The sequence below is a fragment of the Mucilaginibacter sp. genome (assembly GCF_028288205.1).
Lineage (GTDB): Bacteria > Bacteroidota > Bacteroidia > Sphingobacteriales > Sphingobacteriaceae > Mucilaginibacter.
In genome coordinates this window covers 1-23147 of the sequence record NZ_JAQBOD010000051.1, presented here as the reverse complement: position 1 = coordinate 23147, position 23147 = coordinate 1, and the positions used below count along the sequence as shown (strand labels likewise).

Annotated in this window: 16 protein-coding genes; 10 read left to right on the top strand and 6 right to left on the bottom strand. The window is 40.6% G+C overall.

Translation table 11 applies throughout. The features are described from left to right. Positions 1-436: 436 nt before the first annotated feature. On the bottom strand, positions 437-799 hold the full coding sequence (locus tag JWR23_RS11930; RefSeq protein ID WP_299497799.1) for a response regulator: 363 nt from the start codon (positions 797-799) through the stop codon (positions 437-439). A gap of 375 nt (positions 800-1174) precedes the next feature. Between JWR23_RS11930 and JWR23_RS11925 the strand changes: the two genes are divergently transcribed. Both JWR23_RS11925 and JWR23_RS11920 read left to right on the top strand, forming a co-directional pair. Next, positions 1175-3640 (top strand): TonB-dependent receptor plug domain-containing protein, encoded by a 2466-nt coding sequence (locus JWR23_RS11925; RefSeq protein ID WP_299516319.1) that lies wholly within the window; start codon positions 1175-1177, stop codon positions 3638-3640. Positions 3641-3837: 197 nt separating this feature from the next. Beyond that, on the top strand, positions 3838-6366 hold the full coding sequence (locus tag JWR23_RS11920) for a TonB-dependent receptor plug domain-containing protein (protein ID WP_299516318.1): 2529 nt from the start codon (positions 3838-3840) through the stop codon (positions 6364-6366). Between the two features lie 104 nt (positions 6367-6470). Here JWR23_RS11920 and JWR23_RS11915 read toward each other — a convergent pair whose 3' ends face one another. Continuing rightward, positions 6471-6710 carry a DUF2007 domain-containing protein gene (locus JWR23_RS11915; RefSeq protein WP_299516317.1) on the bottom strand — a complete coding sequence of 80 codons (240 nt, stop codon included), beginning with the start codon at positions 6708-6710 and terminating at the stop codon, positions 6471-6473. Positions 6711-6793: 83 nt separating this feature from the next. Between JWR23_RS11915 and JWR23_RS11910 the strand changes: the two genes are divergently transcribed. After that, entirely contained in the window at positions 6794-7141 is a 348-nt protein-coding gene (locus tag JWR23_RS11910; protein WP_299516316.1) for a hypothetical protein, read from the top strand. On the opposite strand, the gene JWR23_RS11905 is transcribed toward JWR23_RS11910, so the two are convergent. Continuing rightward, positions 7142-8173: a LacI family DNA-binding transcriptional regulator gene (locus tag JWR23_RS11905; protein ID WP_299516315.1), complete on the bottom strand. Its 1032-nt coding sequence runs from the start codon at positions 8171-8173 to the stop codon at positions 7142-7144. Between the two features lie 136 nt (positions 8174-8309). On the opposite strand from JWR23_RS11905, the gene JWR23_RS11900 reads away from it, so the two are divergent. The 6 genes from JWR23_RS11900 (at position 8310) to JWR23_RS11875 (ending at position 16543) form a co-directional block, all read left to right on the top strand. After that, positions 8310-9821 (top strand): FGGY family carbohydrate kinase, encoded by a 1512-nt coding sequence (locus tag JWR23_RS11900; protein WP_299516314.1) that lies wholly within the window; start codon positions 8310-8312, stop codon positions 9819-9821. A 29-nt stretch (positions 9822-9850) separates the two neighbouring features. Next, positions 9851-11182, top strand: coding sequence for a xylose isomerase (gene xylA, locus JWR23_RS11895; RefSeq protein ID WP_299516313.1), 1332 nt, complete (start codon positions 9851-9853; stop codon positions 11180-11182). Positions 11183-11240: 58 nt separating this feature from the next. Then, the gene (locus JWR23_RS11890; RefSeq protein ID WP_299516312.1) at positions 11241-12911 is read left to right on the top strand and encodes a sodium/sugar symporter; all 1671 of its coding nucleotides are present in this window, start codon (positions 11241-11243) and stop codon (positions 12909-12911) included. Between the two features lie 214 nt (positions 12912-13125). Beyond that, the gene (locus tag JWR23_RS11885; protein WP_299516311.1) at positions 13126-14724 is read left to right on the top strand and encodes a glycosyl hydrolase family 28 protein; all 1599 of its coding nucleotides are present in this window, start codon (positions 13126-13128) and stop codon (positions 14722-14724) included. A 263-nt stretch (positions 14725-14987) separates the two neighbouring features. Beyond that, positions 14988-16049, top strand: a complete 1062-nt coding sequence (locus JWR23_RS11880; RefSeq protein ID WP_299516310.1) for a type III polyketide synthase — start codon at positions 14988-14990, stop codon at positions 16047-16049. Positions 16050-16051: 2 nt separating this feature from the next. Continuing rightward, positions 16052-16543 (top strand): isoprenylcysteine carboxylmethyltransferase family protein, encoded by a 492-nt coding sequence (locus JWR23_RS11875; protein ID WP_299516309.1) that lies wholly within the window; start codon positions 16052-16054, stop codon positions 16541-16543. 48 nt (positions 16544-16591) lie between these two features. Here JWR23_RS11875 and JWR23_RS11870 read toward each other — a convergent pair whose 3' ends face one another. From JWR23_RS11870 to JWR23_RS11860, 3 genes are all read right to left on the bottom strand, one after another. Beyond that, complete coding sequence (locus JWR23_RS11870) at positions 16592-17032, bottom strand: DUF1801 domain-containing protein (RefSeq protein ID WP_299516308.1); 441 nt, start codon at positions 17030-17032, stop codon at positions 16592-16594. Between the two features lie 4 nt (positions 17033-17036). Then, positions 17037-19094: a 1,4-alpha-glucan branching protein GlgB gene (glgB, locus tag JWR23_RS11865; RefSeq protein ID WP_299516307.1), complete on the bottom strand. Its 2058-nt coding sequence runs from the start codon at positions 19092-19094 to the stop codon at positions 17037-17039. Positions 19095-19791: 697 nt separating this feature from the next. Continuing rightward, positions 19792-22248: a glycoside hydrolase family 31 protein gene (locus tag JWR23_RS11860; protein WP_299516306.1), complete on the bottom strand. Its 2457-nt coding sequence runs from the start codon at positions 22246-22248 to the stop codon at positions 19792-19794. Positions 22249-22616: 368 nt separating this feature from the next. Here JWR23_RS11860 and JWR23_RS11855 point away from each other — a divergent pair, with 368 nt between their 5' ends. After that, the gene (locus JWR23_RS11855; RefSeq protein ID WP_299516305.1) at positions 22617-22823 is read left to right on the top strand and encodes a hypothetical protein; all 207 of its coding nucleotides are present in this window, start codon (positions 22617-22619) and stop codon (positions 22821-22823) included. Positions 22824-23147: the final 324 nt, after the last annotated feature.

The following is a 23147-nucleotide window of genomic DNA, read 5'->3' as shown; positions in this document are numbered from 1 at the left end:
CACCTGATGAACTCCAAAAATGGCGGGAAAGGCTGGCCAATAATAAAGGAGACATCATTAATTAATTTCCGAGATGGCTGTACTTGTCCAGGTTAAACCAACGAATGTTACTGCATGGTATCACGTTATCGGGCATATAACCTCTGAAACCAAGGCCGTTTTGGGGTTACACCGGTCTTTAACCAGGTAATTAAAAAGGTAAAGAGGCCAGCCTGTTCTTATCGGTTCCTTTCCTATCAGCTTTGGAACGACCAGCCTACTTTTTTAACCACAGCTTGCAGATAAGTGTATCATTTTAAATTAGATATTTTTCTCAAATCTTCTATAAACTGGTTCGAAATCTGTACCACTGGGTTCACAAAAGCCTCTAATTTCAATAATTAGAGACTTTTTCTATTCAAAATTTCTGCAGATTTTTACTATTACTTCCGTTCTTTTAATTTAAAAATTTATTAATGGTTGTAATAAGATGGTTAATGTCAAATGGTTTTCTAATAAAGGCATCGAAGCCAAAATTGCCCAGTGATATAGCTAATTCCTGGTAAGCTGATATTAAAATAACAGGAAGATGACATGTTTCTTTATTGCTTTTTATTACCTGGCAAATTTTGCCGCCATTCATTCCTGACAATAGATAATCAGTCAATATTAAATCAGGTTTATACTTTTCAATTGATTTCAGAATATCGTCAGTTCGGGCGAGTCCTTTTACAGTGAAATGATTATAGCTAAGTACGGTTTTAAGTACATCTAAAATATCATTATCATCTTCAATTATCAGAATTTTCTTTTGTAACATAGCAATTTATCTGTCTATAAACCAAACGATCTGTTAATTTGTTTTAAATGTCAATATAAGTCGGTAAAATGCTTAATTGTTTTTTTTTGGAGGCTATTTTTCAATTTTATTTACTTATCGTTATTTTCTCCCATGACCTTTTTTTTTCATACCCCCAATAAATGCACGGTCTTAAACAAGGTATCTGTTTGTTAATTGCACCTGATTTTGCACTTTGGGACCCGGGTTTTCAACAGCTATCCAAGTATGCAATCAATTAAAAAACAAGCGATTCTTTTTTATGAAACAACCTTTTTGTTTGACTGGCGTATTTAGTGTATATTTAAGCAACCAATTATTAACCATAGCGTTACCATTATTTAATTAACATAGACCATGAAAAAACTTTTTTTCATCCTGCTCGCCTTTACCTGTTTTTGTGTTAAAGCGCAGGAAAAACCGGCAACAACCCCGGCGGCCGAAAAGCTTAAAACAATTGCAGCTTCTTTAAATGAGTACAGCAGCAAAGCATATGTTGAAAAAGTGCACATCCATTTTGACAAGCCTTTTTATAGCTTGGGCGACACCATATGGATGAAAGCTTATGTAGTTAATGGCAGCAACGAACTTTCGCCATTAAGCAAAGTTTTGCATATAGATATTGTTAATGATAAGGGCATTATTAAAACCACCGGCACTATACCTGTTACCAAAGGATTAGGCTGGGGAGCAATTACCCTGAGCGATAGTTTATTACAGGCGGACAATTACCATATCCGCGCATATACTAACTGGATGCGCAACATGGGCAGCGAATATTTTTTTGATAAAGCCGTAAAAATAGGCAATGCACTTTCATCAGCCCACATTGCTGCTGTTGATAACAATATACAAGGAACTAAAGGGCAGGATATCAGCGTTAGTTTCTTCCCTGAAGGGGGCGACCTGGTTACCGGGCTTACCGCTAAAGTAGCCTTTAAGGCTATAGGTACCGATGGGTTAAGCCGGGAAATATCAGGCTATGTGGTTGATAGGAATAATAAGCAGGTTACCACCTTACAGTCTGAACATGCAGGTATGGGTACATTTATGCTGCAACCTACCCCCGGAAACACCTATACCGCAATTATCAAATACAATGGCATTGAAAAACGAATAGCACTGCCAAAAGCAAAAGACAGTGGTTATGTACTTACCGTTACCCAAAATGATAATAATATAGCTGTTAGTGTAAGCGCCAGCAGCAATTTGGGTAGTATAGCACTTGTTGCACAGGCAAATAACATAGTTCAGTATGCCGCTACAAAAACAGTCGAACGTAATGTTTTTACAACCCTTATACCAAAAAGCAGGTTTCCAGAAGGGATAGTGCAGCTTACACTATTTTCGCCCGATTACCAGCCCGTGGCGGAACGGCTGGTATTTGTTCATCATGCCTACAGCGATCTTATAGTGAACATAGGCGCTGATAAAACAGGGTATAAAAAACGCGAAAAGGTGCATCTTAACTTAAATGTTACCGATAATAATGGTAGACCTGTTACCGCCGCTTTTTCTTTGGCTGTTACCGATGAAACAAAAGTACCCTTTGACGAAGTTGATGAAAAAACAATTTTCTCTAACCTTCTGCTAACATCAGATTTAAAAGGCTATGTAGAACAGCCCAATTATTATTTTACAGCCATAACTGCCGATAAAACAAACCAACTGGATAACCTACTGCTTACCCAGGGATGGCGCAGATTTGCATGGAAGGATATTTTATCAAATGCGCCACCCGCATTAACCTACCGGGCAGAAACAGGCGTGGGCATCAGCGGGCGCATAACAAAGGGAGGAACGCCGGTACGCGGCGCTAAAGTTTTTGTTTTATTTAATGTTGGCAGCGGTATATTGTATGATACTGTTGCTAATAGCGACGGGCGCTTTACCTTTGCTAATTTTCCATTCGCAAAAGGCACATCTTATAACATATCGGCTGTAGATGCTAAAGGAAATAAAAACTTAAAAATAGATGTAGATAAACAAAATTATGAATTGCCGGCCATTAATAATTTGCCTTATGAGCAACCGGCAAACAGCAATTTTACAACCTATATTGAAAATAGTAAGGCCCGTTTTGATGGATTGCTCAAAGAAAAAACATCGGATAACGCTATTATGCTTCAGGAAGTTAACATCAAGGAAATTGCCGTTAAAAATTCAGCCAGTTTGGCGGGACCGGGTAACGCCGACCAGGTGCTCACCTTTATTGATCTGTTAGGCTGCCAGTATGATCTTTCAAAATGTTTAGAGGGCAGGTTAACCAACATACGCTTTAAGCCGGATAGCGCTCGCACTCCTGGAGCTGGTATGGTACCTTATTCGCGCGGGTTTGATGCGCCCATGACCGTTATTGTTGATGGTATTGAGCGCCCAGATGGCTTAACAACTATCATGTCTGCAGATGTATCAAGTGTTGAAGTATTACGCGGCGGAGGTGCATCAGCCCTGTATGGTTTACATGGCGCCAATGGTGTTATAATAGTTACGCTTAAAAAAGGCGATATCAATTATAGCGCCTATGAAACTTCGCGCCAACGCGGATATGATAAAGCCGCGGGTTTAAAAAACTATGCTTTTAACGGATATGATATGAGAAGGCAATTTTACTCGCCCGATTATACCCAGCCAGCCAATACACAAGTGCCTGATCTGCGGTCGACCATTTACTGGAAACCCAATATAATTACCACATTTCAGGGAAAAGCAAGTGTTGATTTTTTTAACTCGGATAGTACAGGTAATTATCGTGTAGTAATAGAAGGCCTGGGCCCTGATGGGAAAATGGGTAGGCAAGTGTATCATTACACGGTTAAATAAATCATTTTGCCAGTTTTGCACACTGTTACAGGGTGTCGCATGTGTTGCGCAATGCAACACGTGCTTTTCAGCGGGAGCTACAACCTTTAAAGTTATTCTCATAATTATTTTATTTCCATCCCCCCTTTTTTACTTATCCAGGTATTTAGTGTATAATTAATCATCATCTAAACCAAATTGCCATCAATAATATCCATATGAAAAGATTCCTGCTTATCCTGCTAATGTTTACCTGCATCTGTGTAAAAGCACAAGAAACACCTTCAACAAACCCTGCCCCTACCAGGCTGCAAACCATCGCGGCATCGTTAGATAGTTTCAGGAGAAAGGTATCTGTTGAAAAAGTGCATATACATTTTGATAAACCATTTTATAGTTTGGGCGATACCATCTGGATGAAGGCTTATGTAGTTATACAGAGTAATGAGCTTTCGGCGCTGAGCCAAATACTATATGCGGACCTTATTGATGATAAAGACTCTATAAAAACAAGCCTGCGCATACCGCTTACCAATGGTTTTGGCTGGAGCTCTATTACCCTTAGCGATACGTTATTGAAGGCCGGCGCTTATCGCCTGCGTGCTTATACCAACCTAATGCGCAATTTGGGCGAAGAATACTTTTTTGATAAGGAGATAATGATAGGCAATGCCTTGCCTCCAAAATCAAACACACCGGGTGGCCCTGCTCAAAACACCGCGGCTGTTACCAATACGCAGGTAACTGCATCCCCTAAAACCATAACAGGCGATGTAAGCGTACAATTCTTTCCAGAAAGTGGCACGCTGGTAAATGATATAACTTCAAAAGTAGGTTTTAAAGCGGTGGGTAGTGATGGGTTGGGCAGGGAAATATCCGGGATAATTGTAGATAAGGATAATAACCCGGTAACATCTTTTCAGTCAGAACATGCCGGCATGGGGTCGTTTATACTACAGCCTGCCGCAAACAACACCTATACCGCTGTAATTAAACTGGCTGATGGTAATGAAAAAAAGGTAGCGTTGCCGGCTGTTGTTGTGCAAGGCTACGTACTGTCGGTTGTACAAGCCAATGATAATGTTATTGTTAATATACAGGCCAGTAATAGTTTATTAAATGGCGAGCTTTCGCTGGTTGCACAGGCAAATAACATTGTGCAGTACGTGGGTAAAAAAACATTAACCAGTAACAGCTTTACCGCGCGTATCCCCAAAAACCGTTTTCCCGAAGGCATAACACAATTCACCTTATTCTCGCCCGATTACCAGCCGATAGCTGAACGGTTAATATTTATTCACAATAATGACAATCATTTAAAATTAAATATTACCGCAGATAAAGCCGCTTACAAAAAGCGTGATAACGTACATTTAGATATGGAAATTACCGATCAGGATGAAAAACCTGTGGTTGGTACATTCTCCATGGCGGTTACCGATGAAGCGAAAGTACCTTACAAGGAATTAAACGAGACAACTATTTTCTCTAACCTGCTGCTTACCTCTGATATTAAAGGCTATGTGGAGCAGCCAAATTATTATTTTACAGATGATGTAGACAATAAATCGGGCGAATTGGATAACCTAATGCTTACCCAGGGATGGCGCAAATTTATATGGAAGGACGTATTATCGCATAACTTACCTACCCTAACCTACCAGGCAGAGGATGGCCTGGGCCTTAATGGCAGGGTATTAACCAACAGCAAAAAGAAACCTTTGCCCATAGCCGGCGCCAGGGTTACTTTACTGGTAAACATTGGCGATGGTATAATAGTTGACACAGTAACCAATGCACAGGGACGCTTTAATTTTAATAAGTTCCCTTTCAGAAAAGGCACTACTTACAGCATTACAGCTACTGATGCGAAAGGCAAAAAATACGATAATATAGAAATTGATGAGCAAACACCTCAGCCGGTAACCATAAAACACTTGCCGCAGGATCCATCTGCGAACAATGATTTTGCAGCCTATCTTGATGAAAGCAAACAGCGGTTTGATGAACTGGATAAAAACGGAATGCTAAACCATATTATGCTGAAGGAAATTGTTGTCAAAGAAAAAATAACCAAGGAAACTATTAAACAGGTCGCTACCATGCACTCAGAGAACCTTGCAGGCCCGGGCAATGCCGACCAGGTACTTACTTTTATAGACTTATTGCCCTGCCAAAGTGATCTTTCCACCTGTTTAGCAGGCCGGATAACCGGTGGATATAGCGATAATGGCCGCATATTTATAAGGGGATTTGATTTGCCTATGTATGTTATTGTAGATGGTATTAGTGGGCGCGGGCTTGAAAGTGTTGTTAGCTCTGATGTATCAAGTGTCGAGATATTGCGTGGAGGCGGTGCGGCCGCTTTATACGGCATGCATGGATCAAACGGTGTATTGGTTATCACTACTAAAAAGGGTGATGTTGACTACACCGCTTACGAAACAGAACGCCGTACCCCCGGCTACAATAAACCACAAGGATTAAAAGCATATACCTTTAAAGTTGGCTATGATCTAAGAAAACAGTTTTACCACCCGGACTATGCTAACCCTAAAACTAATACACAATTGCCGGATTTGCGTACAACCGTTTTCTGGAAACCGGGTATAACAACCGGCGAGACCGGCAAAACAAGTGTTAACTTTTTTAATGCAGATGGTACCGGGAACTATCGGGTAGTAGTAGAAGGGCTGGATCTGTACGGCAGATTAGGAAGACAGGTGTTTCATTATACGGTAAAATAGAATTAATAAGCATTGGGGTAATTTATAATTGTTGCAAATGAAAAAGATAGCGTGCGCTTTAAAGCCTATTTTGCTCAATGCCCTGATGAAAGAAAAAGCCAGTTTTACTCTTGTCCGTAGTCATTTATAACTTGTACTGCTTTAGTATGATTTGCCTTTGCCACAACCACTTTGGCAGCATCTGATCCACCTGCTGTAACCTGCCATGGTGCAATACTGCCCATATATTCGTTGTGTATAAAGGCTGGTATACCCTCTTGTTCTAATAAGCTTTGTATCATACCTGCATCCAATACGGTACCTGCAAATACTTCAACCGGTTCTGTGTTGTTATCTGTTTTCATAGTTGATTTGTTCAATCAAAGGTAATGCAATTATTATGGCAGCAAATTAGTTTTTAAGTAACTTTACAGTAAACATGTCTCCCATGAAAAAATTAGTATTGCTATTTGCTTTAGTTGTTTGCTTTTCGGCCAAAGTAAAAGCTCAGCAAACCATTGACTTTATCGACTTTAAAAAACATATAGGCAAAACAGCTACCCTTTGCGATACTGTTTATTCTGTAAAGGTATTTAATGATACGCTAACGCTGATTAATATGGGTGGTAATTTCCCTAATCAGAAATTTATTATAGCTATAAAGGGTAATAAGATTTCTTTAGATTGGGCCAACCTAAAAAAGAAACACCTTTGCGTAACCGGCGTTTTGGAGCTATACAAAAACACGCTTCAAATTGTTGCCTCCGAACCAAATCAGATAGTAGTGAGTAAATAATTATTTATTTTTCAGTGTAGAAGAACGAATGATCAGCTGCGGTTTTATGCTGATAACTTTTGGCGTAACGGCAACTTCTTTGTTTTCCATTTCCTCGAAATACAAGTTAGCAATGGTTTTACCCATGTGCACACTAAACTGATCTATCGTAGTTATAGATGGTGTGGTTATCTCTGTAAACGCTTCATTAGAATAACCTAATATGCCTAATTGAGAGGGTACTTTAATATCCATATCATGGGCAACGTCTAATACCCCCAGTGCAGAAAAATCAGATGTGGAAGCAAATATGGCATCAGGTGGCTGCGGAAGGCTTAATAGTTTACGGGTGGCTGCGGCACCAAGCTCTTTTGTCCAGGCGTTTTCAATAATCAATTCATTATTAATAGGTATATTGTATTTCTTCAGCGCGTTTAAATAACCGGTTTTACGCTGTTTAAAAATGCTTAAGTTTTGCGGCCCCTCCAGCAGAGCAATACGCTTATACCCTTGTTGAATTAAATGAACAACAGCTTCCATTGATGCTGTTTCATTATCATTAATAACCTTAAGGGTCTCCAACTCTTCCGCTACACGGTCAAACTGTATAAGTTGTATACCCTGTTCAATAACATTTGCCAAATGAGTATGGTCATCACTTTCAACTGATACCGAAATAACAATACAATCCACATGCTGGTTCATCAGCGTATTAACACACTTTACTTCCTTACTATGCGACTCGTTAGACTGGCAGATAATCAGGTTATACCCTTTTTGATAAGTAGCATCCTCAATCCCGGCAATAACATTCGAGAAAAAGTTCTGATTGATACGCGGTACAACCACACCAATAGTTTTGGTTTTGCCCATGCGTAGATTGGATGCCAGCAGATTACGTTTATAATTAAGCTCGGCAGCGGTTTTTAATACTAAGTTTTTAGTAGCCTCGTTAACGTGATTACTGTTATTGAGCGCGCGCGATACAGACGAAGCAGTGATGTTAAGCTTCTCGGCTATATCATAAATAGTGATACGTTTTTTAGGTTTCATTTTTGGTAATTACAAATATGATAAAAATAAATCATGGCAATCGATTGCGTTTTCAAAAAAAAAATTAATTTCGTTGCACAATTATACTACCGATTGACAAACTGATCATTTTTTATACAACTAACTAATACATAACATGTTACTATTAGGAATTGATATAGGCACTTCATCTATAAAAGTATCAATAGTTGATGCCGCGTCGCAAAAAACGCTGACATCGGCTCAATATCCCGAAACGGAGTCGCCAATTACGTCGTTGCAACTGGGCTGGGCAGAGCAATCTCCCGAAATGTGGTGGCAACATGTACAGCAAGCTATCGCCTTGTGTAACAGTACACAAAAATATAATCCGCTTGATATTTCGGCCATAGGTATCGCTTACCAGATGCATGGTTTGGTATTGGTTAACAAGGATCAAAAATTACTGCGCGACAGCATTATTTGGTGCGACAGCCGCGCGGTTGAAATTGGCGATAAAGCTTTTGATGACATTGGGCATGAAAAATGCTTATCGCATTTATTAAACTCTCCTGGCAACTTTACCGCTTCTAAACTGGCATGGGTAAAAAAGAATGAGCCAGAGATATACGCGCAGATAGATAAAATTATGCTTCCCGGCGATTTTATTGCCATGAAGCTAAGCGGCGAAATTACTACCTCTATATCGGCATTGTCTGAAGGGGTTTTCTTCGACTTTTTAAATAACCGTTTATCAAAAGATATTATTGATTATTACGGATTTAGCGAAAGCTTGTTCCCTCCTATTCATCCCGTATTTTCAAATCATGGTGGCCTGTTAGGTTCCATAGCCGAAAAATTAGGATTAAAAGCAGGCATTCCAATCGCATACAAATCCGGCGACCAGCCAAACAACGCGCTTTCACTAAATGTGTTAAATCCGGGTGAGGTTGCGGCTACCGCAGGTACATCAGGCGTAATTTATGGTGTTAGTGATGAGCTGACCTATGATCCGCAATCGCGTGTTAACACATTCGCGCATGTTAATTATACGGAGCAGCAAAAAAGTCTGGGCGTTTTACTATGCATCAACGGCACCGGCAGTTTATACCGCTGGACAAAGAACTTATTTGGGTCGGCAGTTAGTTATACGCAAATGAATGAGCTGGCTAACAAAGCCCCCCTGGGTAGTGATGGTTTACGTATATTGCCGTTTGGTAACGGTGCCGAACGCATGCTGAATAATGAATTAATAGGTGTACACTTTCATCATATCGATTTGAATTTGCATACCCAGGCTCATATATTCAGGGCCGTACAGGAAGGTATTGCATGCGCGTTTCGCTACGGGGTTGATATTATGCGTGAAAACGGGATGAACCCTACCGTAATACGTGCAGGTAAAGCAAATTTATTTTTAAGCGACCTGTTTACGCAAACATTTGTAAACGCCACCGGCATCCCGGTTGAATTGTATAAAAATGACGGCAGTGTTGGCGCGGCTTTAGGTGCAGGTATTGGGGCAGGTATATTCTCATCGCCGGCCGAGGCATTTATCCATATGCATCCTGTACAATTAATTGAACCAACATCTAATTTATTCGAACCTGTTTACCAGGAATGGAAAGACTTGCTGGGTAAACATTTATCAATAGCAAAAGAAACTCATCTGCATACTGCAGTAAACTAATAAACTTAAAAAAATAACAACAAAATATAATGGCAAAAATAGTAACAGGCGACACAGAATTTTTTAAAGGAATTGGCCAGATCAAATTTGAAGGCCAGGGATCAGACAATCCGTTAGCATTCCGCTGGTATGATGCGGATAAGGTAGTGGCCGGCAAAACCATGAAAGATCATTTACGCTTTGCAGGTGCTTACTGGCACTCGTTTGTAGGCAATGGCGCTGATCCGTTTGGCGAGCCTACCCACGTATTTGAATGGAACAAAAAAACCGACGCGGTTGAACGCGCCAAGGACAAAATGGACGCGGCATTTGAGTTTTTAACTAAAATGAACCTGCCATACTATTGCTTCCATGATGTAGATGTGGTTGATTATGGTAATGATATCAACGAAAACGACAGGCGCTTACAGGCCCTTGTTGAATATGCTAAACAAAAGCAAGCCGAAAGTGGTGTTAAGTTGCTTTGGGGTACTGCAAACTTATTCTCTAACCGCAGGTACATGAACGGTGCAGCTACCAACCCAGATTTTCATGTATTAACACATGGCGCCGCGCAAGTTAAAGCCGCTTTAGATGCTACTATTGCTCTGGGTGGCGAAAACTATGTTTTCTGGGGTGGCCGCGAAGGCTACATGACCCTGCTGAATACAGACATGAAACGCGAGCAGGAGCATCTTGCTAAATTTTTACACGCGTCTAAAGATTATGCCCGCAAACAAGGTTTTAAAGGTACTTTCTTTATCGAGCCTAAACCTTGCGAGCCTACTAAACACCAGTATGATTATGACGCGGCAACCGTATTTGGTTTCCTGCAAAAATATGACCTGTTGGGTGATTTTAAACTGAACTTAGAAGTTAACCACGCTACTTTAGCGGGCCACACCTTCCAGCATGACCTGCAGGTTGCGGCTGACAATGGTTTGTTAGGCTCGATAGATGCTAACCGTGGTGATACCCAAAACGGTTGGGATACCGACCAGTTCCCGAATGATATTAATGAGGTTACAGAATATATGCTGATCATTTTAGAAGCCGGTGGTTTCCAGGGTGGTGGTATAAACTTTGATGCTAAGATACGCCGTAACTCTACCGATCCGAAAGATCTTTTTTATGCACACATTGGTGGTATGGATGTTTTTGCAAGAGCTTTGATAAACGCTGATAACATTCTGCAAAAATCAGATTACAAGCAGATCCGCAAGGACCGTTACGCTTCGTTTGATGCCGGCAAGGGTAAAGAATTTGAAGAAGGAAAACTTTCTTTAGAGGACCTTAGAGCTTATGCGATCGAGAACGGCGAGCCTAAACTGGCAAGCGGTAGACAAGAGTATATAGAAAATTTAATAAACCGCTATATATAGTTTGATAAAACGTTAGATAAAGTTTATAATTGCTAACCATTTATAAACTTTATCTAATATGAATAAGCTGACCAACGGCGACTATGTAGTATTTGCAATATATTTCTTTGTAGTAGCTTTTTATGGATTATGGGTTTACAGGCGCAAACACAATGCCGACGCCACATCTAATGATTACTTTTTAGCAAAAGGCTCGCTTACCTGGTGGGCCATAGGCGCATCGCTGATCGCTTCAAATATTTCGGCCGAGCAATTTATCGGCATGAGTGGGTCCGGTTTTAAAATGGGCCTCGCAATAGCTACTTACGAATGGATGGCAGCCGCCACCCTGATGATAGTAGCTATTTTCTTTATACCCGTTTATCTTAAAAATAAGATATTTACCATGCCGCAGTTTCTTAACCAGCGGTACAATGGTACGGTAGCTATGATAATGGCTGTTTTTTGGTTGCTGTTATACGTAGTAGTAAATCTTACTTCTATATTATACCTGGGCGCCTTAGCGGTAAGCAGCATATCAGGCGTTAGTTTACAGGCTTGTATATGGGGCATGGCTATATTTGCTATTATTATTACCCTGGGCGGGATGAAGGTAATTGGTTATACCGATGTTATCCAGGTGTTCTTTTTGATATTAGGCGGTTTAGTTACTACTTATATTGCCATTAACCTGGTATCAACCCATTACGGTACAACCGGTGTTTTAAACGGCCTTAAGATTATGAAAGAACAGGCCGGCGACCACTTCCACATGATATTTAAAAAGGATAACCCCAATTATATTGATTTGCCCGGCCTAACCGTGTTAATTGGCGGTATGTGGATAGTGAACTTAAACTATTGGGGCTGCAACCAATACATTACCCAACGGGCATTGGGCGCCGATTTGAAAACAGCGCGTGGCGGTATACTGTTCGCGTCTTTCTTAAAACTATTAATGCCGGTTATTGTGGTGCTTCCGGGTATAGCGGCCTTTATTTTATATAAACAGGATGTTTTTGGTTTCCATAATAAGATGACAATTGGCGGCGAGGTAAATCCTGACAGGTCATACCCTATCCTGCTTAACTTATTACCTTCGGGTTTAAAAGGATTGTCTTTTGCAGCGCTTACAGCCGCTGTAGTTGCATCATTAGCAGGAAAAACAAATAGTATTGCTACCATTTTCACTTTAGATATTTATAAGAAATTCAATCCGGGATCTACCGATAAAAACATGGTGATGGTTGGTAAGATAACTGTGGTAGTAGCAATGCTTTTAGGCATAGTACTTTGTACCCATTTAGGCATTGACAAAAAAGGCGGTTTCCAATACATACAGGAGTATACCGGCTTTGTATCCCCTGGTATATTTGCTATGTTCATTTTAGGCTTCTTCTGGAAAAAAGCTACATCAAACGCGGCTTTATTTGCTACCATTGGCGGGTTCGCATTATCTGTAGGCTTTAAAGTAATGCCGGCTTATATTAACCTTAAAGCATTAGCGCCTTATGGTTTTTCTGTAAACAATGCCGGGGTTTATGAAATGCCATTCCTTGACCGTATGGGTTTTGTATTCCTTATTTGCGTGGCAGGCATGTACATTATATCAATGATAGAAAATGCCAGCGGCAAAAAAGTTCATGGCTTGGAAGTTGATTCAAGCATGTTCAAAATGTCTAAGAGCTTTACTGTAGGCGCGCTTATTGTTTGTGGTGTGCTGGTTGCTTTGTATTCTGTATTCTGGTAAGCATGGCTGAGGTTACTCACCCCGACGACGCTACGCTCGCCGACCCTCTCTTCGCCTTTGGCGGAAAAAGGGTTGTTTTTCATATATCAAAAGATTAGTCAACTTTTAAAAGTTGACTAATCTAAAATCCTATACGCTGTGCATTTATATTTTTTTGCTATCGTTCAAGAGATAGTTCTCACTGCCGTTCGTTCGACATAGTAAAACAATACTCATGAAGGCACTTTTTACCGGTTTGTTACTTTGCATATCCTACTACGGATTTTCAGCTGATTATAATATTCTAACCTTTGGCGCAAAAGCCGACGGAAAAACCATCAACACCAAAGCCATACAAATGTCCATTGATAAATGCAGTGAGCAACATGGTGGCCGGGTTATCATTCCTGCCGGTATTTTTATGTCTGGTACAATTATTCTTAAAAATGATGTTACCCTATACCTGGAAGATGGGGCCGAGTTAAAAGGAAGCCCGGATAGTAAAGATTACCCGGATCAAAAAACATCCGAAGGCAAAAAAGCAACCTGGGCGCTGGTTGTAGCACAAAATGTAAAACATATTGCTATTGCCGGCCATGGCACAATTAACGGTAACGGGGCCGTTGCAGCTTTTCAATTGGGTGATGATACTGCACCGGGCTATAAAGGCGTCCGCCCCAACATAATAACTATGGTAAATTGCAAAGACATAGAAATACTTAATGTGCATTTACTAAACTCGGCACATTGGATGGAAACCTATGTACGCTGCGAATATTTGCACATAAAAGGTGTGCAAGTATATAATCATGCCAATTTAAATAACGACGGCATTAATATTGATAGCAGGAACGTATTAATAGAAGATTGTAATATTGATTCTGATGATGATGGTATTTGCTTAAAAAGTGACGACCCTAACATCCCTTGCGAAAACGTTACTATTCGTAATTGCGTGGTAGCTTCAAATTGCAATGCCGTTAAATTTGGTACCGGATCGCGCAGCGGCTTTAGGAACATCAATATCAGCAATATTACCATTCATAAAGCATCCGAAGATAATTTTCGCCATTGGCAAAGTCATATCAAATTTATTGATCAGCCAATTACCACAATTGCCGGCTTATCTATAGAAAATGTTGATGGCGGTTTTACAGATAATGTAACTATCGATAATGTTTTTATGGAAGATATACAAACTCCGATCTTCATAAAACTGGGTAAAAGAGGGGCATTAAAAAGTAAAGATCCGGCATCATTTAACCCCGGCCATGTACGCAACATTACCATTAGCAATGTAACTGCAGTAAGTCATAGTAAAATTACATCAAGCATTACCGGTTTTCCGGGTTATGATGTAGAAAACGTTGTGCTAAGCAATATTAATATCAGTACAATGGGTGACGGCACCGCCGACGAGGCAGATGCGCCGCTCCCTGAAAAGGAAACAGCATACCCCGAAAGCAGAATGTTTGGCGCAACCTTGCCATCAAGCGGACTTTACATCAGGCATGTAAAAGGTATCTCTTTACAAAATATAACCCTGCAAACCCGCAATATGGATGCAAGGCCCGCAATTATAATGGATGATGTAAAAAACGCGCAAATATCCCTGTTGAATACCGAACAAACCGAAATTACAAACGCTGCTATAAAATTGATAAATTGTGAAAGTGTGATCTGGCTTAACCCAAAGGTTACCAATGCCCCTTTTCCGGTGTTAACGGTTGATGGTGAAAAAACCAGAGCTATAAGTATTGTGGGAATGAAGGATGAAAAAGACAAGATAAAATCTTCGGATATCGTAGCAAAGGGCGCCGTAAGTATTAATTAACCGGGTTCTACCGTGTTTAACATGAACATTTTTCAACGTACTGTGTTTTAAGTGTACCAGGGTGTATCCACGTGTTCGTGGTACAGTACACACCCCCCCTCCGCAGGTACAGGTTGTGCAGCATTGCTTGTTAGTCTTCTTATAAGATATACCTGTACGGCTAACATTCCGTTATATTTATTGTTGAATAGTTGGCTGCGCAAGCAACCGCTAAATAAACAAATACGTAATCTATTTAACACGTAATCTATTTAAAACAGTATATGCCATTTATAGCAGCAACAGCAGCAATAGACCTCCCTTATAAAGCAACACAGCAAGACGTAAAAAAACAGGCACATGAATTATTTTCGGCCAATTTCCCGCAAACAGACAGGTTAATTTTTGCCTTTGATAATACAGAGATCATTACCCGTAATTTTTGCAAACCGCTTTCTTACTACACAGAGCCAAATACTTTTGAGCAACGCAACAATGAGTACCTGCAAACTACCTTAACTTATTCTGTGCAGGCTATTGAGGATTGTATAGTTAAAGCCGGAGTTAAGAAGGAAGACATTACCGATATTCTGTTTGTATCAACAACCGGCCTGGCAACGCCCAGTGTGGATGCCTTGATCATTAACAAAATGCGACTTAATCCGCATATTAACCGCACGCCTATTTGGGGTTTGGGTTGTGGCGGGGGCGTATCAGGTATGGCAAAGGCAAATATGGCGGCTATCGCGAATCCCGATGCTGTAGTGTTGCTGGTAGCTGTCGAGCTATGTTCGTTAACGCTGATAAAAAGCGATTATAGCAAGAGCAATTTTATCGGCTCAAGCCTGTTTTCAGACGGTATAGCGGCTTGTATTATCAAGGGCGATAATTATACCCAAACAAATCAAAAAGTTGATTACGTAGCCTCAAGCAGCAAATTATACTATGATTCGTTAGATGTTATGGGCTGGGACTTTAGTGATACCGGCTTTAAGGTTCTTTTTTCGAAAGATATCCCCACTTTTATTCGCGATAACGTATACCATGATATTACCGAATTTTTAGCCAGACAAAACCTGCAGCTAAGCGATATAAAGAATTTTATTTTTCATCCCGGGGGCAAAAAGGTGCTGGATGCCTATACGGATGCTTTAGCAGTTGAGGGAGATTTTTTAAATAAAACAAGGGCGGTTATGAATGATAACGGTAACATGTCAAGCGCTACAGTTTTATATGTGCTGGAGCGATTTATGAGCGAAGGGTTTGAAGATGGTTACGGCCTGATGATGGCTATGGGGCCCGGTTTTTCGAGCGAGATGGTATTATTGCAGCTAAATAAAAACTAAGCATGTATTTTATCCTGTTTATCAGCTTTTTGATCCTGCAGCGGTTATCAGAACTATATATTTCAAGCCGCAACGAAAAATGGCTTTTACAAAATGGGGCCATACAATACGGGCAGAGCCACTACCCTTTTATGGTAGCTATGCACATGCTGTTTATCATATCAATAATTACTGAGTATAATTTAAGAGGAGGCACACCCATCAGTTACGGCTTTTTAATAGCGTTTTTATTAGTGCTTTCTTTTAAATTTTGGGCGCTGTCATCGTTGGGAAAATACTGGAACACTAAAATTTACCGCATTCCTGGTGTATATCCTGTAAAGAAGGGTCCGTACAAAATATTTAAACATCCAAACTATATGGAGGTAGTATGCGAAATAGCTATTATCCCACTGGTATTTAACTTATACTATACCGCCATAATTTTCACCCTGCTCAACGCGGCTATGCTGACAGTAAGAATCGGCGTAGAAAACAAGGTTTGGGCGCAATAATTCAGGATAATTTCTAATATTTCTTGGCTTGACGGTTACGTCCTGAAACTAACGCTTTAATATTTTCTCATACATTGCAACATACTGTTGCGGGGTAACTTTTGCTGCCAGTTGGCATATTAGTTCAAAAGGTATTTGATCCATTTTTTTAAAGCGGATACAGGCTTTACCCATATCCAATTTATATTTGCTGTGTTTAGTGTATTCGGCGGTAAACCAGCCGACCAAATTTGCATCGGCATACATTCCCATATGATGAACAGCAATAAAGTTTTTTTGAGAAGCGATGCTGATAAATGCCAATGGCAGTTTAGGATCACAATGATACCCGGGCGGGTACAACGAGTGCGGAACTACATACGAGGGCATATTATAACATAACTGCGGTTCAAAACCTGCCGGGATATTATCGCCAATGGCTTTCCAGAGCGCTGCTATTGGCGCTTTTCGATCATCCGGAAGCTTATCAAAATAATCTTGAACACTCATATTACTAAATTTTCTTAAATACAGTCGCGCCCAAAGGCGGTATAGTTATGTTTATAGAATGCTCCCTGCCATGCCAGTTTACAACTTCGCTATATACAGCATCGTTATTGCTTACCCCGCTTCCCCAGAATTTTTGGGCATCCGAGTTAAATATCTCTTTCCAGTTGCCGCCTGATGGTACGCCAACTCTAAAATCATGACGTATAACCGGTGTCATATTTAATACAACAACCAGGTCGTTTTTAGCATCATGGCCCTTTCGGGTATATATCAATATAGAATCGTTGGCATTACCCCCATCTATCCATTCAAAACCGGTTGGGTCAAAAGCCTTTTCATAGAGGGCTGGTTCAGATCTGTATAATTTATTCAGGGCCTTAACAGCTTCGCTCATGCCATTATGGTTTGGATATTCGAGCACGTGCCATGGCAGCGAATGCTGGTAGTTCCACTCATCACCCTGGGCAAACTCATCACCCATAAATAATAATTTAGCACCCGGATGGGTAAACATATAACTGTATACCAAACGTAAATTAGCAAACTGCTGCCATTCATCACCCGGCATTTTACGCAGCATAGAACCTTTACCATATACTACCTCATCATGCGAGAATGGCAACATAAAGTTTTCGGTAAAAGCATATATCAAACTAAACGTTAGCTGATTGTGATGATATTTACGGTTGATAGGATCCTCAGAAAAATACTTTATCGTATCATGCATCCAGCCCATCATCCATTTCATACCAAAACCAAGTCCGCCTAAAAATACCGGGCGGCTAACGCCTGTAAATGCAGTTGATTCTTCGGCGATAGTTTGTATATCGGGGAAATGACTATAACAGGCTTCATTAAATTCTTTTAAAAACGATATAGCTTCCAGGTTCTCGTTTCCGCCATATATGTTTGGCTCCCATTCGCCTGCCTTACGCGAGTAATCCAGGTAAAGCATGGAGGCAACCGCGTCAACCCGTAAACCATCTACATGGTATCTATCCAGCCAGAATAGGGCATTGCTTATTAAAAACGCGCGCACTTCATTGCGGCCATAATTGAATATGTATGACTTCCAATCGGGATGAAAGCCTTTGCGCACATCGGCATGCTCATATAAATGTGTGCCATCAAAATTGTATAGCGCCATTGCATCCCCCGGGAAATGTGAAGGTACCCAATCCAATATCACGCCTATACCTTCCTGGTGAAATCGTTCTATCAATAACATTAATTGCTGCGGTGTGCCATATCTTGACGAAGCGGCAAAATATCCGCTAACCTGGTAGCCCCAACTTGGATAATATGGGTGCTCCATTATAGGCATTAGCTCGATGTGGGTAAACCCCATTTCCTTAACGTAAGGAACTAATTTATCGGCTAACTGCTCGTAGGTATAAAAGTCGTCAGGGCTTTCCCAATTACGCGCCCATGAACCTATATGCACCTCGTAAACAGAATATGGCTTATCTAAAGCATTATGCTGATAGCGGTTAGCCATCCAGCTGCTGTCTTTCCACTCATAAAATGTATCGGCTACTATAGAACCGGTAAGCGGCGGCACTTCCCAGCGTAGGGCAAAGGGATCACTTTTTTCCAGGTCCTCGCCGGTTGATGAGTTGATAAAATATTTATAAACCTCGCCAACGCCCACATTTGGTATAAACCCTTCCCAAATACCAGAGCCGTCCCAACGGATATATAACGGATGCGAACCGCGCTTCCACCCGTTAAAATTGGCTATTACCGATACATATTGAGCATTTGGCGCCCAAACTGCGAAATAAGTACCCACTACACCATTATGCTCCACCACATGCGAGCCGAATTTTTCATATAACTTATAATGCTTGCCTGATTTAAACAGGTCTATATCAAAATCGGTAAAGCGACTGTAAGGTATAACCGCTTTATACTCTTTTACATTATTAGTTAGGGCTGCGGGTTTGGCTACTTTTTTAACCGCCACCTTTTCTTTAACAACCTTCTCTTTAACAGTTTTGGTTTGTTTTGCAGGTTTTGCTTCCGCAGATACAGATTGGGTAGTGGTTACTTTTTTTGCCATGATGGATAGCCCTAAACGGGATTTATATTTAGCTTAGCCTATTAGCTTTGTAAGGTTATAACAATCAAATATATCATTATTGTTTGGTGCTAAGCAAAAATCGTCAAATACTTGTTATAGCATACTACAGTACAGGCCGCGCAGCGAGGTCTTGTTTCACGCGAGAGTGAAACAAAATGAAACAAGTGAAACAAGATTTTGACTTAAAGTATTGTTTATGAGATAATTACTAAAAAGTGGTGAAACAAAATGTAACAACTTATTAGTCGGTGCTTTTAAGTATGATTTTATATTTATTTGCTGATAATCAGATAGCTGCAAATTGCCTGATTTAGGAGTGGTGAAACAAGATAATGAATCATGTGAAACACCCACTTCACCATGTCATCGCGAGCGTAGCGTGGCGATCTCTGCGCGCCAGGTCACCCGTTTACCTATCGTGTAGAGATCGCCACACTCGTACCTCGTTCGCGATGACGCCCGGGGTTTAGTAACCCGTCCTTGTTGGTGTTCATCATGGGCGTTCGGAAGATTCAAAAAGAACTTTTTTTGTCATTCCGGGAACACTCCGGAACACAAGCAAGTTGTATGCTTTATAAAGTTATTGGTAACCTCTTCAAAAATAAAAAAGCCTTACAAAGTTAAAAACTCTGTAAGGCTAAATCCTGGCAATCCATAAATCCAATGAATCTTAGTCTTATTTAGTCAATTCTATCTTCTTAAAATTCTTGCTAAACTTAAATTCAAGTATCTTATCAGTATTAACACTAAAATCGGTAATGGCCTTGCCGTCGGCTATAATTTTTGATGGTGTGAACGGTAAACCGGTTACATTAAAATTATAGATTTCATATCTTGGTGTGTACAAACCTTCCATGCTTTGCTGTATGGTAAAGCTGGTTTTGGTACCGTTAACCGCGAATTTCTTTTCAGAGTATATATCCTGCTCATAGGCAAAAGTTTCGCCATAATCTTCAAAGAAGAACGAGTTAGCTTCGTAATTGCTGAAATAAACATTCAGCTTAACTTCTTCTATTTCTTTTTCACCTACGTATTGCATTACCGGGTATTCTGGTATAACAGAGCCGGCCTTAACAAAAATAGGTATAGTAGCTAATGGTGTAAGCACCTCAATTTCCTTGCCTCCATCTATCAGCTCCAATGTCCAGAAATTATACCATTTGCCTACAGGCAGGTAAACTTTACGGCTTTTTTGCCCCTGTTCTAATACCGGGCATATCAGTATTTTATCGCCATAGGTAAATTCGTCCTGGCGGAAATGGTTACTGTGTTGTTCCTGCTCCTGCATTACCACCGGCCTTAATATGGGGAAACCATAACGGTGGTGTTCCCAGAAGGTAGAATACAAATAGGGTATCAGCCTGTAACGCAGTTCAATAAATTTACGATTGATGGAAGTATACGGTTCGCCAAAGCTCCATGGCTCACGTTCTTTGGTATCGCCGGCAGAGTGCGCGCGCATAAATGGCGAAAAAGTTCCCATTTGTATCCAGCGGGTAAACAATTCGCCGTCAGGCTCGCCACTAAAGCCGCCTATATCTGTACCGCAAAACGGTATACCTGATATAGAAAGTCGCTGTAACTGTATATTACCCAATTTTAAATGCTCCCAGGTAGCCACATTATCACCCGTCCAAACAGACGAGTAACGTTGTACACCAGAGTAACCTGCCCTGGTAATAGTAAAAGGGCGCTTATTCTTCATGATGGTGCGTAAACCTTCGTAGGTAGCGCGTACCATTTGCATGCCATAAACATTATGCGCCTTACGGTGCGATCCGCGGTGCCCGTCATATTGGTGGCGTACATCATCAGGAAAAGTGCTGGTGCCAAACACAGCAGGCTCATTCATATCGTTCCATACACCTGCAACACCCATTTCTACCAATCCCTCAAACAACCCACCCCACCAGGTGCGTACATCCGGATTAGTAAAATCCGGGAACTGGCAACGGCCCGGCCAAACGTGGCCCTCCATAAAATAATCATCGCTTCGGCGGCAAAAATACCTGTTCTCTTTTCCTTCTTTAAATACCCAGTAATTATCATCAACACGTATTCCCGGGTCAATAATTACTACGGTTTTAAAACCATCGGCGGCAAGCTCACCGATCATCTTTTTAGGGTCAGGAAAATATTTTTTGTTCCAGGTGAAGCAACGGTAACCATCCATATAATCAATATCCAAATAGATACCATCACATGGAATTTGCTCTTTACGGAAAGTATTGGCTATCGCCCTAACTTTAGCTTCAGGATAATAACTCCAGCGGCATTGGTGGTACCCAAATGCCCAAAGCGGCGGCATGGGGTGCGTACCTGTTATAATATGATAGTTTTTAACCACATCCATCATATGCGGACCGTGGATGTAGTAGTATTGCAACTCGCCTCCATCTGCCCAAAAACTTGTTTGGTCCTTCTTTTCGGCACCAAAATCAAAATGCGATTTAAAGGTATTGTCAAAGAAAATACCGTGCGCTATACCTTCATTTACACTTATATAAAAAGGTATGGTACGATATATCGGGTCCTGGTTCCATTGAAATGAGTAAGCATCCGTGTTCCAGTTTACAAACCTTTTTCCGCGTAAATTAAGTTCGGTCGCTTTATCACCTAAACCAAAAAAGCTTTCTTCGGGCGCGCAGGTTTTGGTGCAAAAAACATAATAACCACCAAAAGAAACATTCTCTTCCCAGTGCATAGGCACCGCATCCATACTGGTTACATGGTCCTTACTATCAGAAAATGATATAAAAAAGTCTTCCTTACGGATATGGCAATTTATAGTATTGGTTGATACGCGATACTCTTTCTCATTTTCGAACAAAGTAAACGCGGTAGCTTTTTGTTCAAGCTTTGGTACAGCGTACGAGAATTCTTCAAGGAAAACACCATGCGGTGCCAGCCTTACACGTATAATTTCATGTGTAACTACAACTATCTCAACCTTAGCTTCGCCATCTGTAAAGAAAAATTTATTACCAAGTTGGTCTGCATGATTAGGTATCCCGAGATATTTTTTTATGATGGGTTTTATTCCGATGATGGGGTTATTAACGTGTTGAAACGTATCATCATCTTCTAATATTTTATTTAGTTCCAATTCCGGATCTATAGGATTCTCTTCCATATCAACTATTAAATTATTCGTCCCTGCCCACAAACAGTTTTACGCTATTGCTAAAAAATAGGTTGGCAATTACCTGTTTCAAAAGCTAATAAACGATTTTTATTCAACAATTAAGCCATAATCAGGCCTAAAATATTGGTAGCAATGAAAAATTATGAAAGTCATAATTTTTAAATTCATAAGAGAAGGTTTTTTAATACAATTCTTAAAAGCTGAAGCATTCATTGAACAAAGACGAGCGTAGCGGTTAAGGGTATATCTATCGCACGTCGTCGCGAACGGAATATGAGTGTGGCGATCTCAGTGCAATAGGCAACCAGACGACCCTGTCGCGCAGAGATTGCCACGCTATCGCTCGCAATGACGAGGTGAGGAGAGGTGGGGATTACTGCCCCATCGGCACCATCCATTTTGCCTTACCCGCTTTGCAGGACGGCTCCCCTGCACAACCCACCCGCGCGTCATCGCGAACGAGGTACGAGTGTGGCAATCTCTACACGATAGGTAACCAGGCGACCGTGTCGCGCAGAGATTGCCACGCTATCGCTTATAATGACGTGATTGTAAGTTATTGATTATCAGTGATAATTAAAATTGTCATCTCGAACGATAGTGAGAGATCTTATATACCCTGCTAAGCAACCATGCCTGGTGTTTAAGATTTCTCCTCGTTCCTCGTCGAAATGACAACGTGTTTTATATAATTTCTTTTTTACATACGTCATTACGATTTTTTCCAGATGAGCCCTGGTGGGTTCCTTATAATGACGTAATTGTAAGTTATTGATTATCAATATAATTAAAATTGTCATCTCCTTTAGATTAGCTTCAGCAAAATAAACAGGTTATTATTATTGTTGAAGCTTTCTTTTTGCTTCTTTTTCTTTGTTAATAACCTC